At 65.6% G+C, this 13536-nt stretch carries 6 protein-coding genes; 2 read left to right on the top strand and 4 right to left on the bottom strand.

The annotated features are described in order from the left end of the window. Positions 1 to 203: 203 nt before the first annotated feature. Positions 204 to 1256, bottom strand: coding sequence for a UDP-3-O-(3-hydroxymyristoyl)glucosamine N-acyltransferase (gene lpxD, locus VSP_RS00585; protein WP_009958026.1), 1053 nt, complete (start codon positions 1254 to 1256; stop codon positions 204 to 206). A 451-nt stretch (positions 1257 to 1707) separates the two neighbouring features. Here lpxD and VSP_RS00580 point away from each other — a divergent pair, with 451 nt between their 5' ends. Continuing rightward, positions 1708 to 2070 carry an ArsR/SmtB family transcription factor gene (locus VSP_RS00580; RefSeq protein ID WP_009958025.1) on the top strand — a complete coding sequence of 121 codons (363 nt, stop codon included), beginning with the start codon at positions 1708 to 1710 and terminating at the stop codon, positions 2068 to 2070. A 701-nt stretch (positions 2071 to 2771) separates the two neighbouring features. On the opposite strand, the gene VSP_RS33195 is transcribed toward VSP_RS00580, so the two are convergent. After that, complete coding sequence (locus VSP_RS33195) at positions 2772 to 3077, bottom strand: YgaP family membrane protein (protein ID WP_009958024.1); 306 nt, start codon at positions 3075 to 3077, stop codon at positions 2772 to 2774. Between the two features lie 151 nt (positions 3078 to 3228). Beyond that, on the bottom strand, positions 3229 to 4152 hold the full coding sequence (locus tag VSP_RS00570; RefSeq protein WP_009958023.1) for a manganese catalase family protein: 924 nt from the start codon (positions 4150 to 4152) through the stop codon (positions 3229 to 3231). Positions 4153 to 4323: 171 nt separating this feature from the next. On the opposite strand from VSP_RS00570, the gene VSP_RS00565 reads away from it, so the two are divergent. Continuing rightward, positions 4324 to 4563 (top strand): helix-turn-helix domain-containing protein, encoded by a 240-nt coding sequence (locus VSP_RS00565; RefSeq protein ID WP_009958021.1) that lies wholly within the window; start codon positions 4324 to 4326, stop codon positions 4561 to 4563. A gap of 972 nt (positions 4564 to 5535) precedes the next feature. Here VSP_RS00565 and VSP_RS00555 read toward each other — a convergent pair. Continuing rightward, a complete protein-coding gene (locus VSP_RS00555) occupies positions 5536 to 13518 on the bottom strand; it encodes an autotransporter-associated beta strand repeat-containing protein (protein WP_009958019.1) in 7983 nt (2660 codons plus the stop codon). Positions 13519 to 13536 lie beyond the last annotated feature (18 nt).

Below are 13536 nucleotides of genomic sequence, written 5' to 3'. Positions count from 1 at the left end.
GGGCTCGGTGGAGAAACGGGCGGCGTTCCATAAGGCACACCGTCGTCGGCTTTCGAGGAAGGGACAGCTAAATCGTGCAAAGAGTGACGGGGGGAGTGCCGTCACGCATCAGGCGAGGCTTCATCCCCACCGGATGAACCCCAAGCACCAGCCGGGCGGCGGGATCTAGGCAACAACCTCCACGCCGCCGCCCCGGGGAGAGATCAGAGCCCCTCCGCCACGGGTTTCAGGACCTCGACCTTCTTTTGCAGTTCGCGCACGGTCTCCACCAGTTCTGGCAGCTTCCGGGCGGCGGCCATGCGGCGGCGCTCCTCCTTGGCCGGGGCGGCGGGGAAGCCCATGTAGGCGGCGCGGCCGGGGGGCAGGTCCTTGGTGACCACGGTGCGGGCGGCGATGGAGGCACCGGAGCCGATCTTCACGTGCTCGATGATGCCCACCTGCCCGCCGATCACGACGTAGTCGCCGATCTGGACGCTGCCGCAGATGCCGACGGAGGCGACGATGACGCAATGCTTCCCGACGACGACGTTGTGCGCCACCTGCACCTGGTTGTCGATCTTGGTGCCCTGGCCGATCCAGGTGCGGCCGAAGCGGGCCCGGTCGATGGTGGTACCGGCTCCGATTTCCACATCGTCGTCGATCTGGACGATGCCGGTCTGGCGGACCTTCCGGTGCTCGCCATTGACGAACTCGTAGCCGAAGCCATCCGCGCCGATGACGGTGTTGGAGTGGATGGTGACGCGTCGGCCGATCTGGCAGGCTTCCTGGACGGTCACGTTGGGGTAGAGGCGGGTGCCCTCCCCAATCTCCACGTTGTGCCCGACGTAGCATCCTGCACCGATGATGACGTTGTTCCCCAAGCGGACCCCGGCTTCTACCACAGCATGCGCGCCGATGCTGATGCCGGTGCTGCCGCCGAAGTCCGGCTCTGCGACCACGGCGGTGGGGTGAATGCCTGGCACTGCCGGAGTGGGCTGGAAGCCGTACTTTTGCACCACCTTCTCAAAAGCGGCGGGGGGATTGGGCACGACCAGCGCTGTGAGGTGGTCCGGCACCTGGCCGCAGTCTGCGGTCACCAGCACGACGCTGGCCTGGGTGCTGCTCAGGTGCTGGCGGTAGCGGGCATCTGAGAAAAAGGTGAGGTCCCCCGGGCGGGCGTCTCCCAGCGAGGCAAAGCCTGTGATGGACACGTTTGCACCATCCGCAGGAGGGGTTACGCCCAAGAGCTCCGCGAGCTCAAGCAAAGTAATGTTCATTTTCAAGGAGGGACAAGTCGCATTTCGATCGGGGAAAGAAAACTGATTTCGGTGGGTCGGGCTCAATCTTCGGAAGCCCTGGCCCGGGAAGCGGGATTGAAGACACAAGACTAGAAGACACAAGACTTGAGCTGGCGCACGGAGGGCTGCTCCCAGCGAAGCGGGCAGGAGCAGCGCAGCGGACATGCCCAAAGCAGCGAAGGGTCGGGCCCAATAGAGGCCGAGCCGCGACGCGGGGGCAGCTTGACTCACGCACTCCCCGGGAAGACATCGCAGACGGGGAAGTTAGCGCCTCCTTACGTCGACAACTACGACCGACCCTGATGGCTCACGCCTCTTCTCCCACCCAGAGGTGTTGGATCGCTCACCACCCAGCGCCCCTGTAGTTGTCGTCGTGAGGACGTAGCCAGCCGACGAGACGTATGCTAACTGAAGACGCTCATCTGCCCCCATGCGCCCCCTGCAACATCCCTCGCTCAACGACATCACTGTGGAAGGCATTCTTCATGCCTTCTCCGATCCGGTGCGGGTGCAGATCTTTGCCGACATCCAGGGCTCCCAGTGCCCGATGACGTGCTCAAATTTCCTGGTCGTGGAAAATCGCACGCTGCCCAAGTCCACGCTCTCCCAGCACTTCAAGGTGCTGCGGGAGGCGGGGCTCATCCGCAGTGAGCGCAAGGGGGTGGAGATGCACAACACGAGCCGCATCCCGGAGCTCAAGGAACGCTTCGGCCCGCTCATCGCGGCCATTCTGGGGGCATACAAGCAGCAGACCCAGCCCTGTGCGGGGGCGAAGGGGGAAAGTGAGAAGTGAAGCGTGAAAATGAAGTGGTGGGGGAATCGTGAATGCTGAGAAGCGGGGTTCCTCACCTGAAGGCTCCAAGGCACGATGGGTGAAAGGAAGGCAGACGGCCTGCGCGCAAGAAGCTCGTGGCTGCACTCGTGAGAGTGCGGGGCGTCGCGCGGCCTTATGGCGTCCAATAGGACACGCTGGGCTCCGCGCGGCCTGACCGCGTTCTTACGAACGCAGCTACGACTGAGGTCTGCGGCGCTTCCTGCAAGAAGCTCGTGGCTGCACTCGTGAGAGTGCGGGGCGTCGCGCGGCCTTATAGCGTCCAATAGGACACGCTGGGCTCCGCGCGGCCTGACCGCGTTCTTACGAACGCAGCTACGACTGAGGTCTGCGGCGCTTCCTGCAAGAAGCTCGTGGCTGCACTCGTGAGAGTGCGGGGCGTCGCGCGGCCTTATGGCGTCCAATAGGACACGCTGGGCTCCGCGCGGCCTGACCGCGTTCTTACGAACGCAGCTACGACTGAGGTCTGCGGCGCTTCCTGCAAGAAGCTCGTGGCTGCACTCGTGAGAGTGCGGGGCGTCGCGCGGCCTTATAGCGTCCAATAGGACACGCTGGGTTTCCGCGCGGCCTGACCGCGTTCTTACGAAGCAGCTACGACTGAGGTCTGAAGACTGCGCACTGAGGTCTGCGGCGCTTTCCGCTGGAAGCTCGTGGCTGCCCCTTCAATCATGCGGCTTGTCTTCTGTTGTTTCCTCATGCTCCGGGGAGGTTGGGCCGGGCTGGTTGGTGTTGATGCCCATCCGGTAGTAAAGCGGACAATGGGCCGTCAAACTCCGTGCACTGAGCGCCAGGGCACCCGCGTGCAGGGCCATGGCTACAAGCCCCCGGGAACGCAATCCCGCCGTAAAGAGCGCGCCGGACAGGGCCATCGTCAACCAGCGTTCGCCAACGCCCACGTTTTTGTCGAGCTGTTTTCCAAGCTCAACGACTTCTGGCACTTCTGCAAAGGGTTGGTAAGTGAGGGACATACTTGGCAGGATCGGGCCGGGCCGGGCGTCGGCCTCAAAATAGTGCAGGCCTGATCCAACTCCCCCCCCCTCCCTCACCGCGCAGCACAGCGGCGGGGCCGGGTTCGCTCCTATAACTTATCCTGGCCCCGCTTTGCTTTTCTGCACGTTTCTACTTGTCCAGCATCTTCCCATACCAGTCGAGCATGTCGGGATCAATGTCATCTGCGCCCGGGGCGCACAGCTGCGGCTCCTCCTCAAGCTCTGGCCACGGTGCCCCTTCTGGCATCCCATCCTGCACGATCAGCTCTTCTCCGTCCTCGGGGTGCGGGCCGTTCCAGATCTTGTCCAGTTCACGGTAGTCCTCAGGACTCCAGCGGTACATGATGCGGTGGATGCCTTTGGCCTCGTGCACCATGGCCTCTGGGAACTTCTTGTTGCACACATCCGGTATGGGCAGGAGCGCGCCCACATTGGCCCCTGTCAGCTTTTCCAGCGCCCGTGCATACGCGACGATGTGTACGCCGCCGCGCACCAGGAGGAATCCCACCATGGCGCGCGCGGTGGGATCGCTCACCATTTCATAAACCCGGATCTTCCCGGCGCGCGCTCCGCATTCCAGGAAGAAGTTGTGCAGGAGGTCCATCTTGAGGTTGCCGGTCGCCGTCACATGGGCCCCGGTCCAGGGCTGCCCCATGGAGTCCATCGGCAGGGCCGTCTGACCGGAGGCGAGAAAGTGATACGAGTTCCGCGCTCCCATCGCCTGGGCCAGCGGCGAGGGGTCCACCTTGTTCGCAGTCTCGGGCGTCTTGTTCCGGTCGGCGCGCGCGGTGGTGCCGGTGAGGAGGAGGTTGATCGTCGCAGACACCAGCTCGATGTGGCTGTACTCCTCCGCAGCGATGTTGGAGATAAGATCGTAGAAGGGACGGATCTTCTGCCGACCCCGGAAGTTGAACGACTGGAAGGTGTAGTTCATCAGGGTGGACATTTCCCCGAACTTCCCTCCCAGGAGCTCCTGTACGGCGGCAGCGGCATTGGCATCGGGGGCTTCAGGCACAGGGAGAGCCATGGCAAGTTTGTCGAATTTCTGAATCATACAGGCGTATCGCCGGGCCAGCCCGGGCCGGGTGAGGATTCGCACCCCTGACCCCCGGACAGGGGCACGAGGGGGGAGCGTCAGCCGTCGGTCGTGGGGGGTTGGGAAAAAGATCCCTTCTGCCCATTTTCCCCGTTGATTCATGTCATAGCTTAGCGCACATTTCTCCCCATGTTTGGGAATGCGACTAACAGGTCACTGGAGGGTACGGAGGGACTGCTGACCAAGCTGGAGGTGGCGGGCCTCCTGAGGGTCAGGCCGAAGACGATCGAGCGCTTCATGGCCCAGCGGGAGCTGCCTTACATCAAGATCGGACGGCTGGTGCGCTTCGAGCGCGCGGGGGTGGAGGCGTTCAAGCGGCGGCTCACGGTCTCTGCGGCTCCCACCCCGAAGGCGGGCGGGACGGACTGATATTTCATAGTACTCACACGCGCTCAAGGGGGCGCGGCCATTCATCCGCCGGGCGGGCATCTCCGCACCGGAAAGGGATTTGCTGTGCCCGGTGCCGGGGACATCAGGGAGAGAGGGAGAGCATCAAGGAGAGGAACCAACGAGGAGACGATGATGATGACGACGACAGCGAACAGGAGAACGCCCCAGGCGGCGACGCAGAGGCAGAACACCGCGCCACGGCACGTGGAGGACCGGGCCTGGCAGTACATCTCCCGCATGCCACGCGCCAACCCTGATGAGGCAACCGGAGCGGTCGCCCTACAACCCAGGGTGGTTGGATGCGAGGTCAGGAGCAGCACATCCAAGGGTCATTGGTCGTTCAACGCCACCCCTGACGCCCTGTAGGGCAAGCGCTCCGCTTGCCACGCGCTGCCCCTGACTGAGGCAACCGAGGCGGTCGCCCTACAGACCCAGAGACCTTCGTACACCCAACCCACCCCTGACGCTGTAGGGCAAGCGCCCCGCTTGCCACGCGCTGCCCCTGACTGAGGCAACCGAGGCGGTCGCCCTACAACCCAGGGTGGTTGGATGCGAGGTCAGGAGCAGCACATCCAAGGGTCATTGGTCGTTCAACGCCACCCCGGACACCCTGTAGGGCAAGCGCCCCGCTTGCCACGCGCCACCCCTGATGAGGCAACCGGAGCGGTCGCCCTACAGACCCAGGGTGGTTGAATCCGGGGGTGGGAACAGAGCACCCAAAGACCTTCGCACACCCAACCCGCCCAACCCCCCCCCTGACACCCTGTAGGGCAAGCGCCCCGCTTGCCGCGCGCCACCCCTGATGAGGCAACCGAAGCGGTCGCCCTACAACCCAGGGTGATGGGAGGTGGGAGTCGCTCCTTGGATAATCGCCTCGCATGCGCCAGCTCAGGTCTGATGTCTGGAGTCTGGCAGTCTGCCGCCTGCCGTCTGCCGTCTTCCCCGCAGCGATTATTTCCTTCTCCGCATCCCGACCAAAACCATCCCCACCATCAGCAACATCATCCGCCCGGGCTCGGGCACGACCACGAGGATGCCATCGCTGGCGAAGAAGCTGGTGTCCCAGACCAGGCCGGTGCCGCTCAGATCGGGCAGGTCGAGATCCAGCGCGGCATCGCCGGAGCCATCGCGTCCAGAGAGGCCGAGGTTCGTGGAAAACGAGGTGCCCGCGACGGTGGTCCAGTCCAGCAGGTTGAAGATCTGCCCGTAGGTGGCGGTGAAGCCCGTCACAGGCACCACATCGATGCCTGCGCCGTTCTGCTGCACAAAGGTGCCGGTCACACTGAGCTGGTCGTGATCCCCCTGGCCCACGCCGTTGGCCCTCACATAGGTGTTGTACCCGTCCGTACCGATGGCGTTCCCGCCAAAGTTGTTCGTGCTGGTGAAGGTGGCCCCGCGGATCTCCAGCGTGGAGCTGGAGCCGGTGTTGAGCGTGACGCCCTGGCTGAGGGTGAGCTTGCCGATGCCGCCGTTCGAGTCGGGGTCGCCCGGGTTCAAGGAGCCGCCTGTGAGGAGGGTGGTGACGCCTCCGACGGTGCCGTTCCCGCCCAGAGTGCCGGAGACGTTCATGGCTCCGGTGCTGGTGCTGCCGTTCACGATGAGCGCCCCCGCGTTCACGGTGGTGGTGCCGGTGTAGGTGTTGGCGCGGGTCAGCTTGAAGGCACCCGAGCCCACCTTGACCAGTCCGCCGCCGCCGGAGATGACGCCGTCATAGGTGGTGCTGGAGTTGTTTCCTCCCGTCGTGAGGGTGGCGCTGCCCAGGGTGACGTTGCCGCCGTTCACGCCGCCGCCCGCCAGGGAGGCGATGGTCTGGGCGAAGCCCGCCAGGTCCAGGGTCGCGCCCGCCGTGTCCGCCAGGGTGACGGCAGAGTTCGCGGAAAAAGCACCCGCGACTCCGGCCCGCAAGATGCCGCCGTTGACGGTGGTGGTGCCGGTGTAGCTGGAGGCGCCGTTGGCCAGGTTGGTGAGGGTCAGGGTCTGGACGGCGGTGCCGGTCTTCACCAGCGACACCGCCCCGGTGATGGAGCCGTCGAAGGAGTAGTTCGAGGTGTTGTTGATCGTCAACGTGGCGGCGGTCGCGCTGTGCACGTTCTTCAGCATGGTACTGGCTCCCGCTCCAATGCTGAGACCTGCGATCTCCTGATTGAACCCGTTCAGGTCAAACCGGGCGCGGTCCACGTTGGAGCCGTTGCCAATGTTCAGCACCGTGCCGGTGGGCAGGCGGTTGTTCCCACCCGCGATGCGCAGCACACCCACCACCACATCCGTGCTGCCGCCATAGTCGTTGCCCGCATTGGAGACCTCCACGATGTTGGAGAAAGTCGAACTGTCCGCAGTACGGATGGCGAGGTTAAAGGTATTCACGCCATCGGTGATCTTCCCGCTGATGACGAGGGTCGCGTTGCCGCTGGCACCCAGGCGGGACGGGCTGCTCCCCAGTATGACCTGCCCTGTCCACACGTTGACGCCGGAGCTGGCGTGCAGACCGCCCTGGCTGCTGTTTCCCACACCCGTGATGGTGATGTCCTCATTCACCACTGTGATGCCGCCGGAGAGCTCCACCCGGCCGGTGGCCGCCACCGTGGTCTGGGTGGTGCTGCCGGTGTTCCCCAGGGCGGAGGCGTTCGTGATGCGCAGGATGCCGTCCACCGTGGTGAGCCCGGCATAGGTGTTGGCCCCGCCCAGCACGAGGATCCCGGCACCCGCCTTGGTGAAGGCACCTGCACCGCTGATGATGCCGTTGAAGGTGGCGGTGCCGGTGGTGAAGCTGGAGGTGAGCGTGCCCGCACTGAGCACCACATTCCCCCCCAGAGCTCCCCCGCCATTCAGCGTGCCGATGGTCTCCGAGGCATTCACTTGAAATACTGCGGTCGCGTTGTTCGCCAGGGTCACCGCGCCGGTGTCTGCCAGGGCCGTGCCGCCGCTCACAGAGAGGGTGCCTTCATTGATGGTCGTGCCGCCTGTGTAGGCGTTCGTGCCCGTGAGCGCCACGGTGCCGGTGCCCGTCTTGGTCAGGCTGCCCGCACCGCTGCTGATGCTGCTGCTGAGGGTGAGCGTACCCGTGCCGATATGATGCAGGCCCATGGCCGCCGCGCTCGCACCCAGGGTGCCGCCGGTGATGGCGAAGTTGTTGGCCCCAGTGATGAGGAGGGTGTTGTTGTTAAACGTGAGCGAGGTGCCGGTGAGCACCAGCGTGCCTGCGCCGGGGTCGGTGTTGATGGTGAGGGAGTTCAACAGATGGGTGCCCGCCAGCATGGTGAGCGTGGTGCCTGCATAGTCCGTATGGCCCACCTGGGTGATGAAGTTCACCGCGCCGTCGTTGCTGTTGTTGCGCAGCTCCGCGGTGGTGGCCCGCACAATCTGGCCGCTGCTGATGGTGCCGAAGCCGGTGGCGGTGGCGTCCTTCACCACCACGAAGGTGAGCAGGCCGTTGGTCAGCAGGCTGCTGGGGTTCGATGCAAGCACGGCAGCTCCTGAGGAGAGGTCCACAAACAGCCTGGCCCCTGTGCCAACCGTCCAGGTGTTGCCCAGCGTGAGGGTGGTGCTGGAGCCGCCGTTGTTGTTGATGACGATGCTGCTGGAAGTGCCTGCGGTGAGCGTCAGGTTCCCCAGGGTCTGGGAGGAGAGGCCGGTGGCGACGCCCTTCACACTGAGCGTGCCGCCCCCCAGCGTCAGCGTGGAAGCGGAGGCCAGCACGCCCGTGGTGTTCGTGCCCAGATCCAGCGCGAGCGTGCCGCCGCTCACGGTCGTGGAGCCGGTGTAGGTGCTCAGGCCTGACAATGTCTGGGTGCCGGTGCCGGTCTTGATGAGGCTGAGGTTGGCCGGAGTCGCGGCACCCAGGGCACCACTGAAGCTGTAGGTGCCTGCCCCACCCAGGGTGAGCACTGCCGCCGCACCGCCGTTGGCCACGCTCCCGGCCCCCGTGCCGTTGTTCAATCCCTCAATGGTGACGCTGCGCCCATTGACATCGAAGGTGGTGCCGGAGCTCAAGGCCACGGCATTGGCCACGTTCAGCGCCGTGGCGGAATTGAGGCGCAGGGTGCCGGAGGTGACGGCCACATCACCAGTGAAGGCGGTATTGTTTCCTGAAATCTGGACAAAGTTGCCCGCGGACCCTGTGACCGTGAGCAGGGACGAGCCCGTGATGGCACCGCTGAGGGTGACAGAGCCTGTGCCGGTGGAGGCCAGGGTCAGTGCTTTGTTCAGCGTCACCGCACCGCTGAACGCCGCGGCAGCGTTGGCATTGTTGCCGATGGTGGCCGTGCCGGAGGAGCCTGCCGCGACCGTGATGGCATTGGCAAACACCGTCGCGTCCCCGCCCAGCAGGCTGGCAGATGCGGTGCCAGAGGTGTGCCCCAGCGTGACCAGGCCGGTGCCGGAGCCCCCCAGCGCCGCCGCATTGCCCTGGGCGATGATCGTGCCGGACTGGATGGTGACGCCCCCTGTGAAGGTGTTGGCCCCGCCCAGCACCAGCGCGGAGGCGCCCGTCTTGATGAGGCCGTAGTTGTTTCCGCCATCCCCGATCGCCCCCAGAAACCACACGCCCGTCGTGCCCGTCGGCTGGGCGGTATCCACCTGGATCGTGCGGGTCCCTCCTGTCAGCGTCATGCTGCCGGTGAAGATGAGGTCCTTGTCATTGGCCGGGGCCGCACCGGAGGAGTAGAACGTGGTGTCCGCCGCCATGATGACGGTGTTGGCCAGGGTGACCGCGGCGCCGCTCGTCGCACGCATGCGTCCGCCGTTGAAGGTCAGCGTGCCGGTGCCGAACGGGCCGCTGGTGGGCGCATCGGCGGTGCCGGTGGTGCTGCTGATCGGGACGGTGCTGGAGCCCGCCTCAAAGACTGTGCCGCCGGAGTAGGTGCTGGCCCCGCCGGGGACCCACTGCCCTGCTCCTGAGCCCACCGTGATCTGGCCCGTACCGGTGATGATGCTGTTCACAAACATGGTGGCGGTGACCTTCACGGTCAGCCCGCCCGCGCCCACCGTGACCCCGCGGTTGGCATGCAGCAGCACGGAGGAGGACTGCAGAGTCGCTCCGTTGAACACCAGGCTCCCGGCGGTGAAGCTGTCCGGCACGGCTCCAAAGTTGAGGTCGGCGTTGATGTTCAAGGTGCCGCCGGTGAAGGAAAGCCCGCCGGAAAAGGAGTTGTTGCCGGTGAGAACCAGGGTGCCTGCGCCCTGCTTTGTGAGCCGCCCGGTGCCGCTGATGATGCCGGAGATCGTCAGTTGCGTGCCGTCCAGCTGCAGCGTGGTGTCCTCCGCCAGGGCCAGGGGGGCGGAGATGGTGTGCGAGCCCGAGGTGACGTTGAGCGCGGCCCCGCTGCCGTTGTTGTTGAGCACCAGCGTGGAGCCGTTGCTGGCCGCCACGGTGTAGGCCACGGCGCTGCTGAAGGTGAGGGTGCCCACGGTGGCGGTTGCATCCACCGTCACGATGCGCGGGGCGGTGATGATGTTTCCAAGAACCGCCGTCGCTCCGGTGCCGTTGGGCACGACGCTTCCGGTCCAGTTTCCGGCCGTGAACCAGTTGCCCGCAGCATTCGTGTTCCAGGTGGAGGAGGTGAACGTGTTGGAAACCGCCAGCTGCACCGCCGTGGCCCCCTGTACCAGGGAATAGGAAAAACCTCCGCCCGCCGTGGTGCCGAGGTAGAGGTTGTTCAACCCCGATGCCTGGCCTGCCCCGAAGGTGATGAGATCATAGGTGCCGAGCCCGAATCCGGACAGCCCGGTGAGGTCAATGCGCGCCCCGCCTGCATTCACCACCAGCTTGCCGCCGGAGAGCACCACCTTGTCCGAGGCGCCCGCAGAGCCGATCTCAAAGGCCAGGCCTGAAGAGTTGCCGGTGCTGCCGCCCAGCGTGAGCAGATTGGTCGAGCTTGCGCTCTGCAGGGTGAGAGTTCCCGTGGTGCCGTTCACCAGATCGATGACCCCACGTGTGCCCGGGGTGCCACCGCCCGCGAGGGTGACCCCGGTGGCGCCGCCGACGAGGCCGATGGTGCCGGTGCCGGACAGGCTGCCGGAATTGACCGCCACAGCGGTGGCCCCCAGGGAGCCGTTCAACACCAGTCTCCCGCCCCCGATGGTGGTGGCCCCGGTGTAGGTGTGCGCCGCAGTGATCACCCAGGTGCCCGCATCCAGCTTGGCCAGGGAGGTGGCCCCGCCATTGTCCACAATCCTGCCGTGGAAGGTGTTGTTTCCCGTATTCGCCCCCCGGAGCGTGAGCGTGCGGGCCGTTGTGTCCAGGAAGCTGATGTCCGCCGTGCTGCTGAACTCAAGAGTGTTTGCAGAGGAGGCCGCGTTGGAGGCGAGAGAGCCGCCACCGGCCCCCAGGGTGAACTGTCGGTTCGTTGAAACTGCCGTGCTGCCTGCATAGGAGAGGCCGCCGCCGTTGAGCACCAGGTTGGAGGCCGCCGCGGTGGCGGCCCCGATTCCGCTCGCGGTCCCGCCATCGCCCAGCACGGTGACTTCGACCGTGCCGGTGTTCAGCGTGGTGATGCCCGTGTAGGTGTTGGCCCCGGTCAGGGAGAGGGTGTTGCTGCCGCCGCCCCGGGTGAAATTCAGCGCCTGGGTGCCGCCATCCCGGATGATGCCCGCATAAGTGCTTCCACCCGCATTGCCGCTCAGCACCGTAAAGGTCGCGGCCTGGGTGTTGCTGCCGTTTTCAATGATGGCGTTCGTGTTGGAGGAGGAGAGCCCGGAGTTGGAGCTCGTTCCCACCGTGGTGTCGAAGCCGTTCAGTCGCAGGGTCGTGTTGGCGGGCGCGGCCGAGTCAAAGAACAGGTTCCGGGAGCTGGTGAGGGCCGTGGTGCTGCCCATCTGGAGCACGCCCTCCATGATGGTGGTCTCCCCGCCATAAGCACTGGTGCCGGAGATGATGAGCGTGCCCGCCCCGAGCTTGAGGAGGTGGCCCACGGAGCTGGTCAGGTTCGAGGCAAATGTCACCGTCTGCCCGTTGGTGTCGATGCGGAAGGCCTGGCTGCCTGTGGTGGCGAAGCGGTCGGAGTAGTCCGTGGTATTCCCCGCTGTGAAGCGCAGCGTGCCTCCGGCGAAGGTGATGGTGCCAGTGGTGCCCAGGGCGCCGCTGCCGCCCACCGCCAGGACCCCGGCATTGAGGGAGGTGCCGCCGGTGTAGGTGTTCGCACCGGAAAGCGTGAGCACGCCCGCGCCGCTCTTCACGAGCCGCAGGGTGTTGGCTCCATTATCCCTGAGGATGCCGCCGAAGTTCGTGTCCGCCGCCTGGTTGACCGTGAGGGTGGTGTTCACCGTGCCGCTCTGGACGAAGGCGTTGTTGTTCACTGCATCCACACTGGCCAGGCCGTTGATGGTATGCGTGGCACTGCCCAGCTGGAGGGTGCCGGTGCTGCCCGCACCGAAGGTCACCGCACTGGAGAAGTTGGTGGTGCCGACCAGCTCCAGGATGCCCTGGTTGATGGTGGTGGCCCCGCTGTAGCGGATCTCGGCACCGCTCAGGGTCTGTTTCCCTAAACCCGTCTTGGTGATGCCCAGGGTGCCGGTGCCGACGCCGCTGACGTTGCGGAGAAAGCCGGTGTAGAAGAAGTCAGCGCTGTTGTTGATGGTCAGAACGGAGTCGATGGCAAAGGCCTCCAGCTGGGAGTTCTGGATCAGGCCACCGTTCACCACCGATTCAGAGATCCCCGCGACAGTCTGGTCGTTGCCATACAGGGACAGGTAGGCATGGTTGGCGCTCGTCGTGTTGGTAAAGCGGATCACGGTGTTGGCCCCGAACTGCTGGCCGAACTGGTTGCGCACCGTGTTGGCGGCTGAACCAATCGCCGCCGCATTGCCAGGCGTACCGTCCAGCACCAGGTCCCCGGGCACCGCGATGGCGCCGCCAGTCTTCTGCAGGCTGAGGTGCCCCGTGGTCACTGTGCCCCCGGTCACGACGGTGTCGCCCGCATACGTGTTGCTGGTACTGCCGGAGAGGATGAGGTTGCCGTTGCCCCGCTTCGTGAACCCGGCCGTGCCAGTAATCGCGCCGCTCAGCGTGATGTCGTTTCCTGAACTGGTCGTGAAATTCGCCGCGGCATTGATCACGACGGCCTTGGCCGTGGCGATGCCGCCTACGGAGAGCAGCGTGCCGCCGCCCGTGCCAAAGGTGATGCCGTTCGTCGCGCTCGATCCGTTGAGCCCCGCGGTGCTGGTGGCCAGCGTGGCCGCGCCCTGGATGAGGACGGGCCCCGTGAAGGCACTCGTGCCCGTGACGTTCAACCGGCCTCCGAAGGTGGGATTGGCCGCGTCCCCCACCGTGAGGGAGGTCACGCTGCTCCCCAGGCTGGCGATGCTGAAAATCGTGCCCGTGAACCCCGTCGTGGAGACGGCAGCACTCACCGTTCCGGCGTTGTTCACCTCCCCCAGGCTGATCACCGTGGTGGCCCGAGCCCCGGTCAGGGACAGATTGCCCGTGCCGCCGATCGCGCCGGTGACCGTGATGGTCCCGGTCTGGTTGGACCCGGTGCTGATGACCAGGTTCGTGTTGGCGATGGTGATGCTGGGCGCGAGGGTCAGCGAGCCGGAGCTGGCCGTGCTGATGAGCGCGTTCCCCACTCCGTTCGTGTTGTCAAAGACCATACCAGAGGCGGTCCCGCTCGTGATGGACCAGCTCCCCGTGTTCAGGTTCAAGAGCTGCCCCAGGGTGATGGCACCCCCGCCGGTGAGGTCGAGCGCCGTGGTGGCCGCGGTCGTGGCGGTGTTGTACTGGGCGATGTCCCCCGCCGCGTTCGGAAACCCAGCCGGTGACCACGTGGCCGTGTCCCACCCCGCCGTGGAGCCGCTGGGCAGCGTGTAGGTGGCGGCTTCCGCCCGCCCGAGCAGACCGAGCAAAGCCAGACCGGACAGGACGGCCGACCGCAATCGCCAGGGGCGGGCAGAGGGCGGCAGCAGAGCCAACGTCTTCTTCTGGTCAGAATGGGTGTTCATATGGGCGAGCGTGTGAGG

It is taken from the genome of Verrucomicrobium spinosum DSM 4136 = JCM 18804, from assembly GCF_000172155.1.
GTDB lineage: Bacteria > Verrucomicrobiota > Verrucomicrobiia > Verrucomicrobiales > Verrucomicrobiaceae > Verrucomicrobium > Verrucomicrobium spinosum.
Note: the sequence above shows the minus strand (reverse complement) of the source record. Positions and strands in the feature narration are given on the sequence as shown.